This is a genomic window from Pseudomonas sp. PvP027, from assembly GCF_017833005.1.
GTDB lineage: Bacteria > Pseudomonadota > Gammaproteobacteria > Pseudomonadales > Pseudomonadaceae > Aquipseudomonas > Aquipseudomonas congelans.
This window is the reverse complement of record NZ_JAFIBK010000001.1, coordinates 5809029-5830219: the sequence shown is the minus strand read 5'-3', so window position 1 is coordinate 5830219 and position 21191 is coordinate 5809029. Positions and strand designations below refer to the sequence as shown.

At 59.3% G+C, this 21191-nt stretch carries 19 protein-coding genes and 1 tRNA gene; 5 read left to right on the top strand and 15 right to left on the bottom strand.

Translation table 11 applies throughout. From position 1 onward, the window contains the following. Positions 1 to 20: 20 nt before the first annotated feature. The 6 genes from JOE33_RS26080 to JOE33_RS25405 form a co-directional block, all read right to left on the bottom strand. Positions 21 to 209 (bottom strand): hypothetical protein, encoded by a 189-nt coding sequence (locus JOE33_RS26080; RefSeq protein ID WP_096125074.1) that lies wholly within the window; start codon positions 207 to 209, stop codon positions 21 to 23. Positions 210 to 309: 100 nt separating this feature from the next. After that, positions 310 to 696: a VOC family protein gene (locus JOE33_RS25425; protein ID WP_187626185.1), complete on the bottom strand. Its 387-nt coding sequence runs from the start codon at positions 694 to 696 to the stop codon at positions 310 to 312. Position 697: 1 nt separating this feature from the next. Continuing rightward, complete coding sequence (locus JOE33_RS25420; RefSeq protein ID WP_096103247.1) at positions 698 to 1711, bottom strand: 2-oxoglutarate and iron-dependent oxygenase domain-containing protein; 1014 nt, start codon at positions 1709 to 1711, stop codon at positions 698 to 700. Between the two features lie 227 nt (positions 1712 to 1938). Further along, the gene (locus JOE33_RS25415) at positions 1939 to 2577 is read right to left on the bottom strand and encodes an isochorismatase family cysteine hydrolase (RefSeq protein WP_032612842.1); all 639 of its coding nucleotides are present in this window, start codon (positions 2575 to 2577) and stop codon (positions 1939 to 1941) included. A gap of 76 nt (positions 2578 to 2653) precedes the next feature. Next, on the bottom strand, positions 2654 to 2851 hold the full coding sequence (locus tag JOE33_RS25410) for a hypothetical protein (RefSeq protein ID WP_096103249.1): 198 nt from the start codon (positions 2849 to 2851) through the stop codon (positions 2654 to 2656). Positions 2852 to 2899: 48 nt separating this feature from the next. Beyond that, on the bottom strand, positions 2900 to 3190 hold the full coding sequence (locus JOE33_RS25405) for a hypothetical protein (RefSeq protein WP_032612839.1): 291 nt from the start codon (positions 3188 to 3190) through the stop codon (positions 2900 to 2902). Positions 3191 to 3503: 313 nt separating this feature from the next. Here JOE33_RS25405 and JOE33_RS25400 point away from each other — a divergent pair, with 313 nt between their 5' ends. Next, on the top strand, positions 3504 to 4445 hold the full coding sequence (locus JOE33_RS25400) for a cupin (protein WP_187626184.1): 942 nt from the start codon (positions 3504 to 3506) through the stop codon (positions 4443 to 4445). A gap of 34 nt (positions 4446 to 4479) precedes the next feature. On the opposite strand, the gene JOE33_RS25395 is transcribed toward JOE33_RS25400, so the two are convergent. The 6 genes from JOE33_RS25395 to JOE33_RS25370 all read right to left on the bottom strand — a co-directional run bounded on the left by JOE33_RS25395 (position 4480) and on the right by JOE33_RS25370 (position 13864). Further along, positions 4480 to 5388 carry a LysR family transcriptional regulator gene (locus tag JOE33_RS25395; RefSeq protein ID WP_187626183.1) on the bottom strand — a complete coding sequence of 303 codons (909 nt, stop codon included), beginning with the start codon at positions 5386 to 5388 and terminating at the stop codon, positions 4480 to 4482. Between the two features lie 587 nt (positions 5389 to 5975). Next, positions 5976 to 6049 (bottom strand) — tRNA-Cys (locus tag JOE33_RS25390). Positions 6050 to 6249: 200 nt separating this feature from the next. Beyond that, positions 6250 to 7989, bottom strand: a complete 1740-nt coding sequence (locus tag JOE33_RS25385; RefSeq protein ID WP_187626182.1) for a tannase/feruloyl esterase family alpha/beta hydrolase — start codon at positions 7987 to 7989, stop codon at positions 6250 to 6252. A gap of 117 nt (positions 7990 to 8106) precedes the next feature. Beyond that, a complete protein-coding gene (locus tag JOE33_RS25380; RefSeq protein ID WP_010435897.1) occupies positions 8107 to 9513 on the bottom strand; it encodes an efflux transporter outer membrane subunit in 1407 nt (468 codons plus the stop codon). Further along, positions 9513 to 12659 (bottom strand): efflux RND transporter permease subunit, encoded by a 3147-nt coding sequence (locus JOE33_RS25375; RefSeq protein WP_209924143.1) that lies wholly within the window; start codon positions 12657 to 12659, stop codon positions 9513 to 9515. Before JOE33_RS25375 ends, JOE33_RS25380 begins: the two co-directional genes overlap by 1 nt. A gap of 2 nt (positions 12660 to 12661) precedes the next feature. Beyond that, positions 12662 to 13864 carry an efflux RND transporter periplasmic adaptor subunit gene (locus tag JOE33_RS25370; protein ID WP_187626181.1) on the bottom strand — a complete coding sequence of 401 codons (1203 nt, stop codon included), beginning with the start codon at positions 13862 to 13864 and terminating at the stop codon, positions 12662 to 12664. 144 nt (positions 13865 to 14008) lie between these two features. Here JOE33_RS25370 and baeS point away from each other — a divergent pair, with 144 nt between their 5' ends. Both baeS and JOE33_RS25360 read left to right on the top strand, forming a co-directional pair. Then, positions 14009 to 15400 carry a sensor histidine kinase efflux regulator BaeS gene (gene baeS / locus JOE33_RS25365; protein WP_096125066.1) on the top strand — a complete coding sequence of 464 codons (1392 nt, stop codon included), beginning with the start codon at positions 14009 to 14011 and terminating at the stop codon, positions 15398 to 15400. Continuing rightward, a complete protein-coding gene (locus JOE33_RS25360; protein WP_010435907.1) occupies positions 15397 to 16080 on the top strand; it encodes a response regulator in 684 nt (227 codons plus the stop codon). The genes baeS and JOE33_RS25360 overlap by 4 nt, the downstream gene beginning before the upstream one ends. A 358-nt stretch (positions 16081 to 16438) precedes the next feature. Here the strand turns inward: JOE33_RS25360 and JOE33_RS25355 are convergent, their stop codons facing one another. Genes JOE33_RS25355 through JOE33_RS25345 form a run of 3 tightly spaced genes read right to left on the bottom strand, consistent with a single transcriptional unit; the run spans position 16439 to position 19523 of the window. Continuing rightward, positions 16439 to 17839 (bottom strand): LLM class flavin-dependent oxidoreductase, encoded by a 1401-nt coding sequence (locus JOE33_RS25355; protein ID WP_096125065.1) that lies wholly within the window; start codon positions 17837 to 17839, stop codon positions 16439 to 16441. A gap of 4 nt (positions 17840 to 17843) precedes the next feature. Next, positions 17844 to 18284, bottom strand: a complete 441-nt coding sequence (locus tag JOE33_RS25350) for an acyl-CoA dehydrogenase (RefSeq protein ID WP_010440441.1) — start codon at positions 18282 to 18284, stop codon at positions 17844 to 17846. A gap of 15 nt (positions 18285 to 18299) precedes the next feature. Continuing rightward, positions 18300 to 19523: an SfnB family sulfur acquisition oxidoreductase gene (locus JOE33_RS25345; protein WP_187625433.1), complete on the bottom strand. Its 1224-nt coding sequence runs from the start codon at positions 19521 to 19523 to the stop codon at positions 18300 to 18302. Here JOE33_RS25345 and JOE33_RS25940 point away from each other — a divergent pair. Next, positions 19522 to 19752: a hypothetical protein gene (locus JOE33_RS25940; RefSeq protein ID WP_010440446.1), complete on the top strand. Its 231-nt coding sequence runs from the start codon at positions 19522 to 19524 to the stop codon at positions 19750 to 19752. The genes JOE33_RS25345 and JOE33_RS25940 overlap by 2 nt on opposite strands. A gap of 196 nt (positions 19753 to 19948) precedes the next feature. Further along, complete coding sequence (locus JOE33_RS25335; RefSeq protein WP_010440451.1) at positions 19949 to 21187, top strand: acyl-CoA dehydrogenase family protein; 1239 nt, start codon at positions 19949 to 19951, stop codon at positions 21185 to 21187. Positions 21188 to 21191: the final 4 nt, after the last annotated feature.

Genomic DNA, 21191 nt, shown 5'->3' with positions numbered 1-21191 from the left:
CTCTCGTCGCTCAAGGTCGGCTACTTTTCCCTGAATATTCTTTTGCAGATTCGACCGACAACACATGCCACAACGATCATCCAGCCGACGAAAAATACTGTCCGTGTGCCGTGATCTATTCCAGGTATCTCGAACCCCAGCCACGCACCTGCAAACATCAGCGGCATAAATAAAACAAGGGCAAGTAACCGCTCTAAAATCCAGCTCACACTTAAAACTCCACATAAAAGTGTGAGTCAGTTTAGCCTTTTCACCCTGCCGGGGCCTCCCTCCAATGATCCTCAAAAAAAACGCCGCTCGCCGGGAGTTTCAGAGCATCACGTTAATGCGAAAGACGTTCTGCTCGGGGTCCAGCAGCACGGCCTGATACCAGTTGTAATACGTCAAATACGGTTCCTTGATCAGTCTTGCGCCCTGCGCCACCGCCAGCGGCACCAGTCGGTCTACCTCGGCTTGTTCGGACACGTCGATGTTGAGCAAGAACCTGCACCCGGTGCTGCCTGCAAACGCTTCCAGGCCAAGCAGCTCGTACGCATCAAGCGCGTTGAAACCGATGCAGGACTTGCCTGTGTCCAGTCCGCGGAAGATCGGTGACCTGATGGACTCGATTTCGCGAAAACCGAACAGGTCAGAATAGAAGGTGCTCAGACGGACAATGTCCTGCGCGAACACGTTGACGTAAGACAGGGAGTTCATATCAGGCCACCTTGCTGCCGCCAAAGGTCGTCTGTTTGACGAACTTGGACAGCAAATGATCGCCTGATGTAACCGGCGCATGCCGAGGCGTAGCGCCAGGCGGCAGGCAACCTGGCAGGCATTGAATCAAGGTGTCGTAGTTGGGCTGGTGGAAGAACACCAGAGACTGTCGGCGGTTGTCCTGATCGCTGGTCATCGGCGGGTTGACCACTCGGTGCAGCGTGGAAATCCACTGGTCGTTGGTCCACTGCATCATCAGATCGCCAATGTTGACCACAAAACCATTCTCGACATACGGCACATCGACCCACTCGCCCTGACGATTACGCACTTGCAAGCCGCCCAGCGCGTTATCGGGGCGCACGATGGTCAGGCTGCCGTAGTCGGTATGTGCACTCGCGCGTAATTGACCAGCCTCGACCTCGGTCTTGATGTCCGGATAACTCAGGCTGCGGAACATGCTGATATGCCGGTCGATCTTGTCATCGAAAAAACACTCATCCAGTTCCAATGCCAAGGCAAACAAGCGCATCAACGATTGAGCCAATTCGCTCATGGCGTCGAAATAGGCCTGGTAAGCCTCCTTGAATCCGGGCAGCAGGTCTTGCGCAGGCCAGACATTCGGTGCGAAGTGCGAGCCCGCCTGGGCATTGTGATAATAATCTTCGTCCGGAACATTACTCGGCCCGATGGAGAAAGACTCCTTGAGATCCCCCGGCGCACTTTCTTCCAGGGAATAGGAAAGGCTCTCCTCGGCCACCGCGCTATAGCCGCGCACCATCTCCGGACTGGGCCGGTCTACCTTGCGCTTTTCCGCCAGCGGCAAATCAAAGAATTGCCGGGTCAAACGCGAGACCCTGTCGATAAGCGCTCCGGGAATCTGGTGCTCGGTGATGACCAGAAACCCGATGTCCCTGCACGCCTGATTGACTGCCCTGGCTACGGCGGCCTTGCCGTCCGGGTCTTCGGAAAAATAGGGGGCCAGGTTGATAATGGGCACATAGTGCAGAGTCATACGGCTGTTTCCTCTCGCTGACACGCTACCGGGAAGGCTCACCCATAAGGATGAAGATCAGCGAGGCAAGAGCAGAAAGCATGCCACTGGAAGAATTCATCGTTCATACAAGCAGTTAGCTGTTTCGACCTCTAAAGCTGGATCAAACAGTCTGAAACGGAACGCATGGTTTGAATGCACAGATATGAAAAAACGGGCCAGAACTGCGCACATTCGACCCGCTGTTTTCAGGCGCTTTCCATACGTTCGATAACGTCGGCGGTCGTCGTTACTTCACCGAACTCATAGGCAATCGTCGTCAGCGATATTCGCTGAACTTCTTCTGCAGAGACCGCGCCGAAGCCGACGTCCGGGTAGTCCATCGCGGCATTGGCGTCGCTCAGGGCGATGACTTTGTACTCACGATGCACGCCGTCCCTGATCGTGGTTTCACAGCACACATTGGTGACCGTGCCGCAGACGATGATCGTGTCGACATCCCGCGCACGCAGCACGGTGTCCAGGTCAGTATTATGAAAGCCGCTGTAAAACAGCTTGTCGACAATCACATCACCTGACTGAGGCGCGAGTGCTTCGATGACCTCAATGCCCGGATCATGCCGTGCCAGTATCTGGTCAACATTCGGGTAAAGATCACGCATACGCCCGGTATCAGAACCATCGCCGCGCACAATGTGGCGAAGATAAACCACCGTCACACGAGCAGCCCGCGCAGCTTGCAGCAGCTTCTGGATAGGCTGGACGATATCCACCGTACTTTTTACGTACAACGCCCCAGTGGGCTCGCAAAAGACCTTTTGCATGTCTACAACGATAACCGCCGCTCTGCGCGGATCGATCGGCCACCGGACAAGGGGTTTGCTCATGGGTCTCACCTCGATTAAAGCCTGACAGGCTGGGTAGTCTTGCCAAGCAATAATCGTGCTGCCAGTGCGACGGCGATCACCAACGCTTCGAGAAATAGAACATGACGGAACCCACGCAAAGACATGTCACGGCCTTGAATACCGGATAGCCAGCGCCACCGCACAGCAGATAGGAGTAACCGTTTGTTATCAGCAGGAAAACCGAAACAGCCAACAGAACGAGCGAGATAAAACGCTGGACCCGAAACCGCTGCTTATCGCTGCCGATATACACAGTCACCCTCCATTCCATTCAATTCCGCAAAAAGCATCAAGCGAAAGCTCAGGAAAGCTTGAAGTTCTTCAACTCAATCTTTGCACTGGCTATCAGGTCAGGCGTCATTGGCCTGCCCTGCCTGTCCAGCAGTACCGGAGTGCATGCGCATCGACAGCGCACACGGTTATCCCCTTCTGCCCACCAATCAAGCATCTGCTGTCCCGTGAACAACTCGCCATGTCGCTCGACATGTTGCTCTCGACTGGTTGGCGTCAGCGCGGAGAGATGCATGAATTTCACCGGCATCCCGAGACGCTCCGAATCGGCGATGTCGTTCTGCAACTTGCGAATACGCATTTCATGAAGTTCGGAATCAGAAATTCTACCGACCAAGGCTGAGCCCTCGTTAAGACACACTCCAAATTAATAGACCACCCAGGCAACTCACGCCACCTTTCAATCACCTATCGAGCCAGTTCCAGCAGATTCCGCCTCACACCTACCCCAACCTTTCAACGCCAGGATCGGGAGGGAATCAACACCCCTTTGCACACAAGTGATATGCCGGTGCGGTTCTTCATAGCGCCGTACCAGACTCGTATATTGAATTCACCGTGGCGTGCTGGCTCCCGCAGCGTGCTGATCATGAGACACAGAGCGAGGATTCATTATGAACAGTGCAATTCAACCGCATTCAAACCTGGAAGTATCTCCACATGAGATCTATGCCGAATACTTCGAGTACAGCAAAGCGGCAAACCCGATCAGCGCAAACTTGATCACCCGCATCCCGTACCAGAGCTTCCCTGCTTCGCTCTATGATTCGGGCCCATCTCGAACAGTGGCTCTCGATTTGAGCGAAAAACTTGAGTGTGAAGGCCCAGCAACCGGCCCAGGTCTTTGTGCCAGTTTCATTCGACTGAACGCCGGCGATGACGTCACTTTAGCGCCCAACGCGACCTCCCAGGTTCTGTATGTAATCGATGGTAGCGGCAGCCTTTCGTACGGTGAAGAGGCGTTTGAATGGACAAAAGGTTGTTTCATCGCCCTGCCAGGGATGAACAGCACAATCCTCAAGGCGTCGGCGGACGCACGATTCTATTGGGTACATGATGAGCCTCTGCTTCGCTACTTAGGCGTGAGCAGAAGTAAAGACCGCTTCACCCCGACTCTGTACCCTGCGGCTGTCGCATCGGCAAAGCTTCGTGAAGCCGCTGATGATCCACGTGCACAGGATCGCAGCCGCATCAGTATTCTGCTGGGTAACAGCAACTTTCCTCAGACACGCACAGTGACCCATGTACTGTGGGCTATGTACGGCATCCTCCCGGCTGGCTCGATCCAAAAACCCCACCGGCACCAATCCATCGCCCTTGACTTCATCATTGACTGCCCAACCGGGTGCTATTCGCTTGTCGGTACTGAACTTGACGAGAATGGCCAGATTCGCAATCCAAAACGCGTAGATTGGACGCCAGGGCTTGCGTTCGTCACGCCACCTGGCTATTGGCATGCCCACTTCAACGAGTCGGATCGCGAAGCATTTCTGATCCCGATTCAGGATGCAGGTCTACAGACATACCTGCGATCACTGGATATTCGGTTCAGCTAAATGGAATCCCGGTATGGCTGGCTCATACCGGGAATCATCGCTGCCACACAGGCGGGTCAACCACGCGATCAGCAATGAAATCGATAAAGCATCGCACCTTCGAAGAAACGATTCGCTTCGGAGGATATACAAACCAGATGGCGCCAGATTCCTGTGAGCCCTTGACCTCCCAATCAGGCAGCCAGCGCACCAGTCGACCATCGCGCAAACTGGCACTGGCAAGCCAATCTGGGAGCAATGCCATTCCCAACCCGTTGCTCACCGCAATTAGCTGAGCCTCAAGGTCATTTATCCAAAGTACAGCACCCACGGGCAACGAAACCTGCTCGCTGTCGTTGGACCATATCAACCCCTCGGGGTACTCACGACCGATGATCATCAGGTCGACAGGCAGTTGAGCGGGGCAATCCGGTTGAGGATAACGAGTGGCAAACTCTGGACTCACACATAGGAAAGTCTTTACCTCAGCCAGCTTTCTCGCCTTGAGATTGGAGTTCGCCAACCTGCCAATTCGAATCGCAAGATCGATTCCAGTGGCGATCAGATCGACATGTGACTCCTCAAGACTGAGGTCTAGCGTGATGTCTGGATAACGCTCGATAAACTCGCCTACCAGAGGGAGTATGTGATGACGTGCAAAAGCAGGAGGCAGACTAACCTTCAACCTCCCTCGTGGATTTTGATTGAGGGCGGACGTTGCCGCCCTGGCTTCTGACAATTCAAAGAGGACTTTTTGGGCGTGGTACAAGAACGTTTGCCCACCCTCGGTCAATGCGAGTTTTCGTGTTGATCGATTGAAAAGTGCAATGCCGAGATCGTGCTCTAGATCTTTGATGTAACGCGAAACCGTAGAAGCTTTGATCCCCAAACGCCCTGCGGCTTTGGAGAAGCTGTTCCCGTTGGCAGACTCTACGAAGGCGGTCAGTGCTGCTAGGTAGTCCAAGTGCGCCTCTCTTGTTTTTTGGTGTCGCGAGCCCCGCTACGCGGCGCATTTGAGCCTTGAAATCGATTGGAAAAGCTCGGTTGCTTCTGAGACCACAGCCTTCGTCATCTCGGAAGGGTATCCCATCGCAAGCGTTAAGCGACGTCACCTTGAAGCCCGGAGGACCAGTTGTAAATAGCTTGGGCGCTTGCGGTGAAGCCACCGCGCTGATAAAAATTTTCAGCATTCAGAAAGCGGATATCGAAGCACTGGTACCTACGCGCGCATCACCTTACGGCCCGCCCAAGGCGGTCATCAAGGTGCGCATCATGTTCAGTCGGTAGGTAATAGTCATTGATTTATAGTCCGGAGGAATTATCTCAACTCTCACTATTGGCGCCTGTAAACCTGTGCCTGCTGTCGGGCAGGCGTTCAGCGGTGTGGCAGCAGCTCTGTAATGTCACTCGCCCGAGGCGTAGGCAGTCGCAACAGCACATCTTCAAGGTTGGCCGTCGCGCAGCCCTCAAAGTGAGAAAGTTTCGGAACTCCTCACTTTCCAGCGCCCAATAAAAAACCCCGCAGACGTTAATCTGCGGGGCTTTGAATAGTGGAGGCCGAGGTCGGAATCGAACCGGCGTAGGCGGATTTGCAATCCGCTGCATAACCATTTTGCTACTCGGCCTCAAACGAAAGATGCTTCACTTGAACATCAAACGTGTTTTGATTTCGCGGGAAACCTTTATTTCTTTGGCTTCCAACCCATTGAATCTAAAGGGTTTTTTTCAATTCCTCGCTCAGGAATGGACGCAATTCTGTACTGGTTCGCATGCCATGTCAAGAACGAGGAGAAAATAATTCGCCCGCGTTGTGCCGGTGCAATCGCTACTGCGCCTGACGTTCAAGGGGCGTATACGGTTTGAAGAACCCGCTGCCCATCCATTGCGGTGTTTTTTCCGTGGTCAGCGGCTGGGTGCGCTGGTAGCTATTTGCGTTTTTCGCGTAGCCCTTGTGGTCGTACTCGGCCATGAACGGGTACGGGAAGACCTTGCGGGTGCGTCCGCGATTGCCCACGTTTTCCTTGACCATCGACGCCGGCAGCGACTGTGCCAGCGGCCGCTGCCTGTTGCCGGCCTTCTCCGGGCCTGCCTGTCGGACAACGATGGCATCCGGGGCCCGGCTTTTTTCGACCCAGGCCATGACCGGTGTCAGCAGATCGACCAGGCTTGGCCCTTCCCCGCCGCCGCAGTGATAGACGCCGGGCAACATGTACAGCCTCGAGAATGCCTCGGTGCGGGTCTTGCCCATCTGCGCTTCAAGCGCCTCGTGATACGCCAGGGTGTTGAGCGGTGAGATGTTCGGGTCGGCCCAGCCGTGCCAGAGGATCAGCTTGCCGCCACCGCTGGCGAATGATGAAAGATCAGGGTTGGTAGCGTCGTACAGCGCATGCAGCGGGCGCAGTTGGTCAAAGGTTTTCTTGTCTAACTCCAGCGCATTCAAATCGAAACCTGCGGACGGGTTCTTCTCGAACACGACATTGCGAATGGCCTCCAGCGCGGCTTTTTCGCTGTACACAGTCTGATCGGCGCTGACCGGCACAAACACGCCAGCCCATGCCAGTTCCGAACCCGGCTGCGGGCCGCCCAAGGTCAGCCGCTCGCCACTGGCTGCGTCTTTCGGGCCATCGTAAAAGCGTCTGACCGTGGCTACCTCATCCGCGCTCAGGCACGTGGCGGGGTCGGCAGACGCCTTGCATTGCAACGCGGCGGGGTCGAAGTGGCAGATACGCGGATCCGCTATGAGGCCGTCGATCTGCCCGTCCAGCAGATCGCATTGGTCGAGTACGGCCTTGTGCAGCAACGGCAGTCGTGAAGCGAGAAGGATCGGCTTGCCGTCCGCGCCGCGGTTGGAGCGAGCCATCCAGCTGTGGTACAGGGTTTTCTGCACTTGAAAGTTGAGCGCCGGGGCTCCGGCAATGATGCCGTCGAAATCGTCCGGGTAGCGCTGTGCTTCGATCAACGCCTCGCGACCGCCGTCCGAGCAGCCACTGAAGTAGGCGTATTGCGCTTTGCGACCATAGAACGCAGCAATCAGTTTCTTCGAGGCCAGTGCAGTGAGGTGCACACCACGATGGGCGAAATCGGCGCGCTTTTGCGGGTCATCGCCGAAATGCTCGTCTGCCGCCCGATGCCCCATGTCGGTGGAGGCCACCGCGAATGCGCCAGCACTCAGTGATGTGCAGCCATCAGCGGCGCGCACGGTCGAGTTGACGTTGCCACACAATCCACCGCAGCCGACTTGCAGGTAGCGCTGCTCCCAGGTGCGGGTTGGCAGCTCAAGCCTGAAATTGATCTCCGGCGCCAGTTGACCTTCCACGGCACACACCGCGACACCATCACGCGTCGATTCACTGGCCGCCAGCACACGACTGCCCTGCCCGCCGATATCACTGAGTTCCACGCTGCTCAGTGCAGCACAGCTGCTGACCGGTTTGACCACGGCAAGCCGGGCCGTATTGTCGACGGTTGCAGAAGATGCCATACGGGCCTGAGCTGGCGTCTGAAGGCTGAGTGAAGTGACCAGCAGCAACAAGGCGTGGGCGTACTTCGGCTGGGAGGGTTTCATGAGAACTCCTGTTCATGAAGGATCAAAATCACAGTGCGAACCTGCAAATGGCCGCACTGTGCGTAGGGGTAAAACGTTTAAGCGCTGCGATTATTCAAAGGCTAGTAGAAAAAAACATCACCGATTCCATCCGCCGCCCATGACCTTGTAGAGCGTGACCCGGTTGCTCTGCTCTGTCAGGCGCAGGGAAATCAGGTCCTGCTCGGCACTGTACAGCGAGCGTTGCGACTCGAGCGCCTCCAGGTAACTCTGCGATCCGCCACGGTACAGAGCGTCGGCCAATTCGTAGCTTCTGCGGCTGGCATCGGTATAGGCCTGCTGTGCGGCAAGCCGCTCATCCAGCGTGCTGCGCACCGCCAGAGCATCGGCCACTTCCTTGAATGCAGTCTGGATCGTCTGCTGATAGGTCTGAATCTGGATCTGGTTCTCGACCTTGGCCGAGTCCAGCGTGGCCCGATTGGCGCCGCCATCGAAAATCGGCACGCTGATGCTTGGCGCAAAGCTCCACGCGCCGGTTCCGGACTTGAACAGACCCGACAGGCTGGAGCTGGAAGAGCCTGCACTGGCGGTCAGGGTGATGCTGGGGAAGAACGCCGCACGCGCTGCACCGATATCAATGTTCGCGGCTTTCAGCGTGTGCTCGGCACTCAGCACGTCCGGGCGACGTTGCAGGAGGCTGGAAGGCAGGCCATCCGGCACCTGCACCAATTGCGCCACCGACTGCATGTCGGCATTGGGCAGCAGCTCCTCCGGCAGATCGCTGCCCACCAGCAGACGCAAGGCGTTACGGTCCTGAAGAATCTGGCTTTTATATTGCGCCACATCGCCCCTCGCCGATTCGACCGTTGTCTGCGCCTGGGCCACTTCCAGCCCGGAAGAACCGCCCAGCGCATGACTGCTTCGGGTCAGGTCGTAGCTTTTCTGCTGGCTGGCCAGCGTGTCTTCGGCAAGTTTCAGAAGCTGGTTGTCGGCGGCCAGGGTCAGCCAGCCGGTCGCCACTTCGGCGATCAGGCTGATCTGCGTGCTGCGCCGGGTTTCGGTCAACGCCAGATAATCCTCGAGCGCTTCGTCCTGAAGGTTCTGGATACGCCCGAATACGTCCAGTTCATAGCTGCTCAAGCCAAGCTGCGCGCTGTACTCATGGCTGATCGACGAGCCTCCGGTCATGGAGGTCGATGACGGCGTGCGTGTATGCGTTCCGCTGCCACTGGCATCAATGGTCGGCAGGCTCGCCGCCCGTTCGATGCGATATTGCGCCTGCGCTTTCTCGACGTTGAGGCTGGCCAGGCGCAGGTCGCGGTTATTCACCAGCGCCAGGGTCTGCAGGCGCACCAGGCGGTTATCGATGAAAAAATTCTGCCATTCGATGTCCGTGGGCACGCTGGCCGACGCAACCGGCTGGCCCGCTGTCGCCGGCAGCCATTGGCTTGAAACCGGCGCTTCAGGGCGCTGGTAATCCGGGGCCAGGTTGACGCAGCCCGCAAGCAGCGCCGTGACAGCCAGCGAAGGCCAGAAAAGACGCATCATGCTTCACCTGTAGATGTGGGTTGAGCCGCCGGAGCATTGCCTGACGAACGACTGAAGCGGCGACGCACTTCGACGAAGAACAGCGGCACCAGGAAAATACCCAGCACAGTGGCGCTGAACATGCCGCCCAGAACGCCCGTGCCGATCGCATTGCGCCCGGCCGAGCCTGCACCGCTGCTGAGGGCCAGCGGCAGCACACCGAACATGAATGCCAGCGAAGTCATCAGAATCGGACGCAGGCGTTGCCGGGCGGCAAGAAGGGTTGCTTCATGCAGGCTTTTGCCCTGTTCCTGAAGATGTTTGGCGAACTCGACGATCAGGATCGCGTTTTTCGCCGCCAGGCCCACCGTGGTCAGCAAGCCCACCTGAAAGTACACGTCATTGCTCAAGCCACTGATGCGGGTCGCCAATACAGCGCCGACCACACCCAGCGGCACCACGAGCATGACCGAGAACGGCACCGACCAGCTCTCGTACAAGGCTGCCAGGCAGAGGAATACGAACAGCACTGAAATGGCGTAGAGCATCGGCGCCTGGGACCCGGACAAGCGCAGTTGGTAGGACTGCCCCGTCCACTCGTAACCGATGCCCTCGGGAAGTTGCTTGATGATGGCTTCAACGGCATCCATCGCTGTACCCGAGCTGACGCCCGGCGCAGGATCGCCCACCACTTCAAGTGACGAGCTGCCGTTGTAACGCTCCAGCAACGGCGAGCCGTAGCTCCAACGGCTGCTGGCGAACGACGAGAACGGGACCATTTCGTCATTGCTGTTGCGCACGAACCAATGGTCCAGATCAGCTGATTGCATGCGCGAAGCAGCCTCGCCCTGCACGTAGACTTTTTTCACTCGCCCCTGATTGAGGAAGTCGTTGATGTAGCTGCCGCCCAGCGCAGTGGACAGGGTCGAGTTGATGTCACTGGTGGACAGGCTCAATGCACCGGCCTTGCGGTCGTCGATGGTCACTTTCAACTGCGGAGTGTCGTCCAGGCCGTCGCTGCGCACGCCCAGCATGCTCGAGTCCTTTCTCGCCAGTTCGATAAACTGCTCGCGTGCCGCCACCAGTGCCTCATGCCCCACACCACCGAGGTCCTTGAGTTGCACATCGAACCCTGAACTCTGCCCCAGGCCACGTACCGCAGGGGGCTGCATGACAAACACACTGGCGTCGCCGATGCTCGCCAGGGCCAGCGTCGCACGCTGTGCCACCTGCGCTGCGCCCTGCTCCTTGCCGGAACGCTCGCTCCAGTCCTTGAGTTTGATGAATGCCCTGGCGGTGTTCTGACTGTTACCGCCCATCCCCAGCCCGGAAATGCTGATCAATGCCTCGACTTCCGGCTGCTTGAGCATGTAAGCCTCGAACTGCCTCATTACCGCCTGTGTACGGCTGTCGGTAGCACCCACCGGCAGCTGGATCTGCGCCATCAGCGCGCCCTGGTCTTCATCCGGCAGGAACGACGTGGGCAGGCTGACGTAACCCAGCGCCATGACCACCAGCACCAGCGCATACACCAGCAGACCCCGTCCGCGATGTTCGATGACTCCGCTCACGCCTCGCTGATAGCAGTCGGCACTGCGCTCGAACGTGCGGTTGAACCAGCCGAAAAAGCCACCCCGTTGTGCGTGCAGTTGCGCATCCGACGCTTTGAGCATCGTTGCGCACAACGCTGGGGTCAGGGTCATTGCAACCAGCACCGAGAGCAGCATGGCCGAAACAATGGTCACCGAAAACTGCCGGTAGATAATCCCGGTGGAACCGCTGAAAAAGGCCATCGGAATGAACACGGCGCTCAGCACCAGCGCGATACCGATCAGCGCGCTGGTAATTTCATCCATTGATTTACGGGTCGCCTCCAGCGGGCTCAGGTGCTCTTCACCCATCACCCGCTCGACGTTTTCCACCACCACAATGGCATCGTCGACCAGCAGGCCGATGGCCAGGACCATCGCGAACATGGTCAGGGTGTTGATCGAATAGCCGAACAGCGCCAGCACGCCGAACGTGCCCAGCAGCACCACTGGCACGGTAATCGCCGGAATCAGCGTGGCGCGCAGGTTCTGCATGAACAGAAACATGATCAGCACCACCAGCACGATTGCCTCACCCAGCGACTTCACCACCTCCTTGATCGACAGGCTCACGAATGGCGTGGTGTCATAGGCAATCACTGTCTTCAGTTGCATTTGCGCGGGGTAGAACGGTTCCAGCTCCTTGAGTCTGGCCTTGATCGCTTCGCCAACGCTCAGCGCGTTTGCGCCTGACGCCAGCTGGATACCCATTGCCGCCGCAGGCCTGCCATTGAGCGCCGAGTTGATGTCATAGCTCTCGCTGCCCAGCTCCACCCGCGCCACATCGCGCAAGAGCACAACGGCACCGTCACTGGAAGATTTGACGACCACGTTCTCGAACTGCTCGGGTGTCTGCAGCTTGCTGCGGGCACTGATGGTCGCATTCAGTTGCTGACCTTCAACCGCAGGCAAAGCTCCCAACTGGCCTGCCGAGACCTCAGTGTTCTGCGCCTCCAGGGCCGAGCTGATGTCGGAGGGCATCAATGCGTACTTTTCCAGCATGGCCGGGTCCAGCCAGATACGCATCGCATACCCCGAACCCAGGGTCTGCACGTCACCGACGCCATCCACACGGCTGAGTTGATCGAGCAGCGTGCTGGAAATGTAATCACCGATCTGCGTGCCGGTGACGCTTTCGTTATCGGAGGCCAGGGCGACCAGCATGAGAAAGTCGGAACTGCCCTTGGTCACCGTCAGACCTTCACTCTGCACGCTTTGCGGCAGACGCGATTCGGCCTGCTGCAGCTTGTTCTGCACCTGCATCTGCGCCACATCAGGGTCGGTGCCTGCGGCGAAGGTCAGGCTGATGCTCGCACTGCCCGCAGAGCTGCTGGAGGCGGACATATAGGTCAGACGGTCCAGCCCCTTCATCTGCTGCTCGATGACCTGCGTGACGGAGTCTTCGACGGTCTTGGCCGATGCGCCAGTGTAAGTGGCGGAGATTTTTACCGTCGGCGGCGCGATATTGGGGTATTGCTCAAGTGGCAGCTGGCTGATGGATAGCCCACCGGCGAACATGATGCAGATGGCAATGACCCAGGCGAAGATGGGCCGATCAATGAAGAAACGAGCCATGTTCAGCACTCCTTCACAGTAGCGGCAGTGGCCGAAGCACCCGGCGCTGGCGAATCGGCATTGTCGGCGCTCTGCACGCTAACCTCGGTGCCGACCGGGGTTTTCTGCCCGCCTTCGACCACGACCTGATCATTGGCCTTGAGCCCGCTGCTCACCCACCACTGGTTGCCCACCGTGCGGTCGACGCTGATCACCCGCTGCTCGATCTTGCCGTCAACCACCAGCAACACCGTGGTCTGGCCACTGGCACTGCGGGTGACGGCCTTTTGCGGAATCAGGATCGCGTTCTGATCCTGCGCCTGCTCCAACACCGCCACCACGTACATGCCGGGCAGCAACAGCCGCTCCGGGTTGGCAAAGCTGGCACGCAGGGTCACGGTGCCAGTGCCTTCATTGACGCTGACGCCGCTGAATTGCAGGCGGCCGTCCTGGTTGTAGGTGCTGCCGTCATCCAGCTTGAGGGTGATTCGAGCTTCCCCGTCGCTGTTGGTTTGCAGCTTGCCACTGGCCAGGTCGCGCTTGAGCCGCAGCAACTCGGTGGTGGACTGGGTGACATCGACGTAAATCGGGTCCAGTTGCTGAACCGTGGTCAGTGCGGTGTCCTGCTGGGCCACCACCAATGCACCGGGGGTCACGGTCGAGGTCTCGATACGCCCACTGATGGGTGCGGTAATCCGTGTGTAAGCCAGATTGATGCGTGCAGTCTGCACATCGGCCTCCGCCACTTTCACCTCGGCGGCAGCAGTCAGCAGGCTGGCCTCGGCGTCTTCTTTATCCTGCTGGCTGATGGCATCGATCCTGGCCAGTTGCACATCGCGTTTGGCGGTGGCCTGTGCGGACTTGAGCGTGGCACGGGACTTGGCGAGCGTGGCCTGCGCTTCAGCCAGTGCCGCCTGATAGGTCGCGCTGTCGAGCTGGTACAACGGCTGACCTGCCTTGATTTCGGCACCTTCGACGAACAGTCGCTGCTGCACGATGCCACTGACCTGGGGCCGTATCTCGGCAACCATGAACGCTTTGGTGCGCCCCGCCAGTTCGGTGGTCAGCGACTGGCTACGCGGTTTGACAGTGACCACCGACACGGTCGGTTTCTGCGCAGCAGGCGGCGAATTACCGTCTGAACAACCGCTCAGAAGACCGATAAGGGCTGCGTAGATGACGAAGGTCAAAGTCATCAGGTATTTGGCGAAAATCTTGCTCGACATGATTGCCTCAGGACGTTGTGGCGAAAGCCTGACGTCAGACTGCGAGGCAAATGTGCAGGAAAATTGAAGATTGCCGCGTTGACTTGAAACTTGCTGTCACGAAGGCCTAAATGGACGCCGTCTTCAGGCAAAACCCGAGCCTTCATGAAATCGAGCATCTCCACCAAACTGTTTGTCGCGGTACTGGCCAGCGTGCTGTCAGTGATCCTGATCATGGGCCTGACCGCGAACTGGAGTTTTGCCCGTGGCTTTCTGGGCTACCTCAACGAACAGGCCATGCAACGCATGTCGCCGGTTCTGCCGCGGCTGGCCGCTGCCTATGCGCGCGAAGGCAGTTGGGAATTCATGCGTGACAACAAGGATCGCTGGTTCGAAGTGATGCGCCCGGAGCCGGCGCAGGATTTCGCCATCCCCGGGCTGGCCACACCGCCCACCTCCGACCTGACCGGCGCAGTGTTCCGGATCGCGCTGCTGGATGCGCAGAAGAATCTGGTGATGGGGTTTCCGGGGGTCCATGACGATGAGTTCATGCGCCCGGTGGAAGTCGACGGCAAAATCGTTGGCTGGATGGCGGTCACGCCCTTTCAAAGTGTCAGCGAGGCCGGTGGCGAGCGCTTTCAGCAGTACCAGTTGCGCGCCAGCCTGGCGATGGGTGTGCTGTCGCTGCTGCTGGCCGTGCTGATTGCCTGGTGGATCGCGCGCACCCTGCTCGATCCGGTCAAACGTGTGGCCGCAGCAACCCATCGCCTTGCCGCAGGGGAATACGCCAGCCGCGTGGCGGTTTCCTCGAACGATGAGGTCGGTCAACTGGCACGCGACTTCAACCAGCTGGCGTATACCCTGGAACGCAATGAGAAGATGCGCCGCGAATTCATGGCCGATGTGTCTCACGAGCTGCGCACTCCGCTGTCGGTCTTGCGGGGCGAACTGGAAGCCATCGAGGATGGCGTGCGCACACTGGATCAGGCGTCGATGAAGTCACTCCAGGGCGAGGTCGGCATGCTCAGCAAGCTGGTGGATGACCTGTATGAGTTGTCCCTGGCGGACGTGGGTGCCCTGACCTACCGCAAGGTCGACTGTGACCTGGCGGAGCTGCTGACGAACATCACGGACATGTTCGAGGAACGTTGTGCTGCCCGTCAGTTGCAGTTGCGACTGGAGCTTGCTGTCGCCTCTCTGCCGGTGCACGCAGACCCCGGACGCCTGCAGCAATTGATCAGCAACCTTCTGGAAAACTCGGTGCGCTACACCGATGCTGGCGGCACTGTGCAGGTGCGTGCCGCCCTGCAGGGCGATGAGGTGCGCGTCGATGTGATGGATTCCGGCCCCGGCGTCGACCCGCAGCAATTGCCCAGACTGTTCGAACGCTTCTATCGTGGTGAAGCCTCGCGTAACCGCGCCAGCGGCGGTGCGGGTCTGGGGCTGGCGATCTGTCACAGCATCGCCCTCGCCCACGGCGGCACCCTGAGCGCCGACCATTCGCCCACAGGCGGCCTCTGGCTGACCCTGTGCCTGCCCGGACACCTGCGCCCATGACCGCTACAAGCATCGAAACGCCGATTCTTATTGTCGAAGACGAGCCCAAGCTGGCGTCGCTGATGCGCGACTACCTGATCGCGGCCGGGTATTCGACCCACTGCCTGAGTAACGGGCTGGACGTTGTGCCCGCCGTCAGAGCGAACGCGCCCCAACTGATCCTGCTCGACATCATGCTGCCTGGCCGCAACGGTATGGACATCTGCAAGGAACTGCGCAGCTTCAGCGACGTGCCTATTGTCATGATCACTGCACGCGTCGAGGAAATCGACCGTTTGCTCGGCCTGGACCTCGGTGCCGACGACTACATCTGCAAACCGTTCAGCCCGCGGGAGATGGTCGCTCGCGTCAAAGCCATCTTGCGTCGGAGCTCTTCCAGCGAGCCGCACACGCCCAAGGGTTTGCTGGTGGACGAAGCGCACTACCAGGCCTCGTTCAACGGTGTCACCCTGGACCTGACCCCGGTGGAACTGCGTCTGCTGGCCACCTTCGCCCGCTCTCCGGGCCGAGTCTTCTCCCGCGACCATCTGCTGGACAGGCTCTACTCGGATCACCGAGTAGTGACCGACCGCACCGTGGACAGCCACATCCGCAACCTGCGCCGCAAACTGGAACAGGCCTGCCCCGGTCAGGACCCGATCCAGTCGCTGTACGGGGTGGGCTACAAGCTGGAGTTGTGACCGGCACTGTGCTGAGCGCACATCACGCATCCATACCGTTCCGAGCACCCAACATCGGACGCGGAGCGTCCAGAGCGGCATGCCCACGCGGAGCATGGGCACGATAGTTACAGGACTATCGTTCCTCACGCTCCAGCGTGGGAATGCCTGTCGTGACGCTCCGCGTCACAAATCTGCGCCGCGCCGCCGCCCCCAAAAGCGGACGTGGAGCGTCCAGAAAGGCATGCCCACGCGGAGCATGGGCACGATAGTGGTCTGGAGAATCTCGTTCCTCACGCTCCAGCGTGGGAATGCCTATCGTGACGCTCCGCGTCACAAATCTGCGCCGCGCCGCCTGCGCAACGACAGTCATCACATTTCAGGCACTTTCCGTTTGCCGGTTGCGATGCAGCGCAGCCAGGTCGCGGAATCCGGCCCCCGGATGCCCTGCTTCCAGGCGCGGCCCGTCGCCAAACAGCTTTTCGCGCAACGTGCCCTTGGCGTATTCGGTCTTGTAGACGCCGCGCTTCTGAAGCTCCGGCACCAACAGCTCGACCGCATCGATGAAGGTTTCATGGGTCAGCGCGTAAGCCAGGTTGAACCCGTCGACGTCGGTTTCTTCAACCCACTCCTGCAGCAGATCGGCCACGGTTTCCGGACTGCCGACAAACAGCGGGCCAAAGCCACCGATCCCGACCCAATCGGCCAGTGCCTGCGGCGTCCATATCGTGTTCGGGTCGGCCGTGGAAAAGGTCTCGACGGCCGACTGAATGGCATTGGTGTGAACGTGGCGAAGGGGTTCGTCAGGCTTGAACTGGCTGAAGTCGATGCCCGTCCAGCCGGAAATCAAGGCCATCGCACCCTCATAACTGACCCAGCTTTTGTATTCCTCGAATTTGGCCCTGGCCTTGGCATCCGTCTCGCCGAGGATCACCGTCTGCAAATTGAAAATCAGCACCTTTGACGGATCGCGGCCAGCCTCTGCGGTGCGTCGGCGGATATCGGCCACGGTCTTTTTCAGCAGGACTTTCGAGGGTGCTGCAACGAAAACGCATTCGGCGTGTTCGGCGGCGAACTGCTTGCCGCGGCTTGAAGCGCCGGCCTGATAGAGCACAGGCGTGCGTTGCGGCGACGGCTCGCACAAGTGTATGCCAGGCACCTGGAAGTGTTTGCCGACATGGCGGATCTCGTGGATTTTGGTCGGATCACTGAATACGCGGCGCTCCCGGTCACGCAGAATCGCGCCGTCTTCCCAGCTGCCTTCCCAGAGTTTGTAACAAACCTCCAGATACTCCTCCGCGTAGTCGTAGCGCGCGTCGTGTTCGGTGAGTGTTTTCTGGCCGAGGTTCTTCGCGCCGCTTTCCAGGTACGAGGTGACGATATTCCAGCCTGCGCGCCCCTTGGTCAGGTGATCCAGCGTCGACAAGCGACGGGCAAACGGATAGGGATGCTCGAACGACAGCGATGCGGTCAGGCCGAAGCCCAGGTGTTCGGTCACCAGCGCCATGGGCGGGATAAGCTGCAACGGGTCATTGACCGGTACCTGAGTGGCCTGGCGAATCGCCGCCTCACCGTTGCCGCGATAGACGTCGTAAATGCCCAGCACATCGGCAATGAACAAACCATCGAACTTGCCGCGCTCGAGAATTTTCGCCAGATCGGTCCAGTATTCGAGGTCCTTGTACTGCCAGGAGCGGTCACGGGGATGCGCCCAGAGGCCCGGCGATTGATGGCCGACGCAGTTCATGTCAAACGCGTTGAGGCGGATTTGGCGGGACATACACTTACTCCTGAAGCTGCGGCGGAACCACGCCATTGAGGCGTTGATTGCCGATAACCTGATAGTGCCAGCGCAGCGGCTCACGGCCGGCCGGGGCTGGCAGTGACGGGCGCTGCCCGGTCAATTCGTACTGAATATTGCCCACTGCCTGCAAAGCATCGGCGCTGGCAATGACCGCTTCACTGCTGGCGATCAAACCCTGCTCGGTCGAACTATCCAGCCGCCGGGCGCGCTCCAGCAGCGCAGCGGCGACGTCCAGACGAATCTGCAGATCCCCGACCTTGCTGATCACATAGGGGTCATCGACGATGCGTTGCAAACCACTGAGCGACCACGGCCGACCGTGCTCACGCAGATAATCAAGGGTGTGCTGCAGGCCTTGGCGCGCCTGATCAAGGTCTTCGGTGGCGACTGCCAGTTGCGCGGTAATGGCGGGATGCGTCATGGGCGTACTCCGTGATCAGTTCCAGGCGTGACGTGGCGGTGCAATACCGTTGAGCACCTGATTGCCGATCAGGTGGTATTTCCAGCGCGCCGGATCATGCAGCGTGTGGGTCCGCGCGTTGCGCCAGTAGCGGTCAAGATTGAGTTTGCCGACTACCGAGCGGGTGCCGGCCAGTTCGAACAGCTGGCTGCTGGCGAGCAAGGCAATCTGCGCCGATAACACCTTGGCCTGGGCGACGATCACCGAGGCCTGCGCGACGCTGGCTTCACTGGGTTCAGCCAGGGCATGGTCGATGGCCTGCCCGGCTTTGGCGAGAATCGCGTCGGTGCCGTGCAGCCGCCATTGCAAGTCGCCGATGGCAGCAATGCTGAACGGGTCCTGCCAGCCGAAATCCTGCTTGCTGTCGATCCATGGCCGCGCCAGTCGAGCGTGCTTCAGGGTTTCCTCGAACGCGCCGTGAGCAATGCCGGTGTCCACCGCCGCCTGAATGATCTGCGAAATCGGCCCATTGGCCGTCGGTTCGTCGAAAGCGCGATGCGCCGGGATCACCGCACTCGAGGGGACGCGGACCGCCTTCAACACGGCCCCGCCGCTGGCAGTAGTGCGCTGCCCGAAACCGTCCCAGTTATCGATGATGGTCAGGCCCGGATTGTCGCGCTCGACGAAAGCGATGAACGCCTGATTCTGCTCGTTGACGCCTGAAACCGGCACGATGTGCGCGAACAGCGCACCCGTGCAGTAGAACTTTTCACCGTCCAGTACCGCGTGCTCGCCATCGAAGCGAATGCGGGTCTGAAAGGCGCCGGCGTTCTTGCTTTTCGACTCGGAGAACGCATTGCCGAAGCGGTAGCCGGCCAGCGCCTTGCCGAAGTAGTGGCGTTTCTGCTCCTCGGTGCCGGTCTGCAAGAGAATATCGAGCACGCCCAGATGGTTCTGCGGGATTTGCCCGAGTGAAGGGTCGGCGGCAGAAATGAGCTTGATCACTTCCGCGACGGTGACATAGGAAACGCCCGCACCCCCGTAGGCCTTGGGTACGGTAATGGCCCACAGTCCGCTGGCGGAAAATTCATCCAGCTCGGCGACTGGCAGACGCCGTTCGCGATCACGCACGGAAGCATCTTCAGCGAAGCGACCGGCCAGAGCCCTGGCCACTTCGATGGCCTCGGCGTCCGAGCTAATGACGTGCGCTGCGGGAGGTGCGGGAGGTGCGGCAGCTGGAAAGGAGGAAGGAAAACTCATGGACAGGCTCCTGCTCGTTGGCGACAGGTTGAAAACACTCAACACGCTTGACCCTGAACATTGCACAGCCCGTGCCGGAAAACATTTCCCTTTAAAAGCAGTAGGTTGCACACAGCCACGCCTGACTGGCGGCATCCTGCAGAGCAAAATGTTCGATCGCTGTTGCTGGCCGAACAGCGGCGCACTCACAGCGCATCCCGCGCAGGCACAGGTATTCCAGGGCTCATGAGCTGCCGGCATGGCTGACAACGCGGTGGATTTGCCAGCCAGCGGTCATGCCGCTGTTGGCGGATCAACAAGAAAACCATCGCCCTAAAAATAAATCATTAAAATCAGCAAGTTACATTCAGGCACAAAGCATGCAGAGAGTCTGGCGAACCTTCCACCGGCCCGTGTGCCGATCTCTTCGCGCTCAGGAGTACTGCATGACTCAAATAACCGGCTCAAACCCGCTCTCGCTGGGGACCGATTACGAAACCCTGGCCAACCGATTTCGCCCGATCTTCCGTGAGATCAGCGCTGGCAGCGTCGAACGCGAAAAAGCCCGCGCCCTGCCCTACGAACCGATTGCCTGGCTGAAGAAAGCCGGTTTCGGCGCTGTGCGGGTGCCCATCGAATATGGCGGCGCAGGTGCTTCGATCAGCCAGCTGTTTCAACTGCTGATCGAACTGGCCGAAGCCGACTCGAATATTCCGCAAGCCCTGCGCGCGCATTTCGCTTTCGTCGAGGACCGTCTGAATGCACCACCCGGCGCGGACCGTGACCAATGGTTTGCGCGCTTTGTGGCCGGGGATCTGGTCGGCAATGGCTGGACCGAAGTTGGCGCGGTGAAAATCGGCGACGTGATTACCAAGGTCAGCCCGCAAGGCGATGGCTTCGTGCTCAACGGCACCAAGTTCTACAGTACCGGCAGTATTTTTGCCGACTGGATCGACGTCTATGCCCAGCGCTCCGATACCGGCGCCGATGTGATCGCGGTCGTCGAAGCCAGGCATGCCGGCGTGCGTCACAGTGACAATTGGGACGGATTCGGCCAGCGCACCACCGGCAGCGGCACCTCGGTCTACGATAACGTGCCGCTGCCGGCCACACACGTCATACCGTTCGAGCAACGCTTCAAATACCAGACCGCGTTTTATCAACTGGTACTGCTGGCGGTGCTGGCCGGTATTGGTCGAGCAGTCGAACGCGACATCGCTCAGGAAGTGCGCGATCGCAAACGCGTCTTCAGCCATGGCAACGCCGGGAGCGTCAGCCAGGACTCACAAGTGCAGCAAGTGGTCGGTCAGATCGCCGCTCAGGTCTACGCCGCAGAGGCCGCAACGCTGCGCTCCGCCGAGCCGTTGCAGCGTGCGTACGTGGCACGTTTCGGCAATGACCCACAGCGGGAAAAAGACGCCAATATCGCCGCCGAAATCGAGACGGCCAAGGCCCAGGTGATCGTCTCGGAACTGGTATTGCGCGCTGCAACTGAGCTGTTCAACGCACTGGGCGCTTCAGGTGTCAGCGTCAACAAGGCGCTGGACCGCCACTGGCGTAATGCCCGCACCGCGGCATCGCATAATCCGCTGATCTACAAGGCGCGCATTGTCGGTGACTGGCGCATCAACGGCACCGAGCCGCCATTTGTCTGGCAGATCGGCAGCGGTAAAGGCAACGCTTGAGGAG

What these genes read in the sequence shown, in the direction of transcription:
- JOE33_RS25385 (WP_187626182.1), bottom strand. Translation starts at nt 7,989, where the DNA reads ATGAAACCCTCCCAGCCGAAGTACGCCCACGCCTTGTTGCTGCTGGTC.
- JOE33_RS25355 (WP_096125065.1), bottom strand. Translation starts at nt 17,839, where the DNA reads ATGTCCCGCCAAATCCGCCTCAACGCGTTTGACATGAACTGCGTCGGC.
- JOE33_RS25350 (WP_010440441.1), bottom strand. Translation starts at nt 18,284, where the DNA reads ATGACGCATCCCGCCATTACCGCGCAACTGGCAGTCGCCACCGAAGAC.
- JOE33_RS25380 (WP_010435897.1), bottom strand. Translation starts at nt 9,513, where the DNA reads ATGCGTCTTTTCTGGCCTTCGCTGGCTGTCACGGCGCTGCTTGCGGGC.
- JOE33_RS25335 (WP_010440451.1), top strand. Translation starts at nt 19,949, where the DNA reads ATGACTCAAATAACCGGCTCAAACCCGCTCTCGCTGGGGACCGATTAC.
- JOE33_RS25415 (WP_032612842.1), bottom strand. Translation starts at nt 2,577, where the DNA reads ATGAGCAAACCCCTTGTCCGGTGGCCGATCGATCCGCGCAGAGCGGCG.
- JOE33_RS25420 (WP_096103247.1), bottom strand. Translation starts at nt 1,711, where the DNA reads ATGACTCTGCACTATGTGCCCATTATCAACCTGGCCCCCTATTTTTCC.
- JOE33_RS25360 (WP_010435907.1), top strand. Translation starts at nt 15,397, where the DNA reads ATGACCGCTACAAGCATCGAAACGCCGATTCTTATTGTCGAAGACGAG.
- JOE33_RS25405 (WP_032612839.1), bottom strand. Translation starts at nt 3,190, where the DNA reads ATGCGTATTCGCAAGTTGCAGAACGACATCGCCGATTCGGAGCGTCTC.
- JOE33_RS25375 (WP_209924143.1), bottom strand. Translation starts at nt 12,659, where the DNA reads ATGGCTCGTTTCTTCATTGATCGGCCCATCTTCGCCTGGGTCATTGCC.
- JOE33_RS25940 (WP_010440446.1), top strand. Translation starts at nt 19,522, where the DNA reads ATGGACAGGCTCCTGCTCGTTGGCGACAGGTTGAAAACACTCAACACG.
- baeS (WP_096125066.1), top strand. Translation starts at nt 14,009, where the DNA reads ATGAAATCGAGCATCTCCACCAAACTGTTTGTCGCGGTACTGGCCAGC.
- JOE33_RS25425 (WP_187626185.1), bottom strand. Translation starts at nt 696, where the DNA reads ATGAACTCCCTGTCTTACGTCAACGTGTTCGCGCAGGACATTGTCCGT.
- JOE33_RS25370 (WP_187626181.1), bottom strand. Translation starts at nt 13,864, where the DNA reads ATGTCGAGCAAGATTTTCGCCAAATACCTGATGACTTTGACCTTCGTC.
- JOE33_RS25400 (WP_187626184.1), top strand. Translation starts at nt 3,504, where the DNA reads ATGAACAGTGCAATTCAACCGCATTCAAACCTGGAAGTATCTCCACAT.
- JOE33_RS25345 (WP_187625433.1), bottom strand. Translation starts at nt 19,523, where the DNA reads ATGAGTTTTCCTTCCTCCTTTCCAGCTGCCGCACCTCCCGCACCTCCC.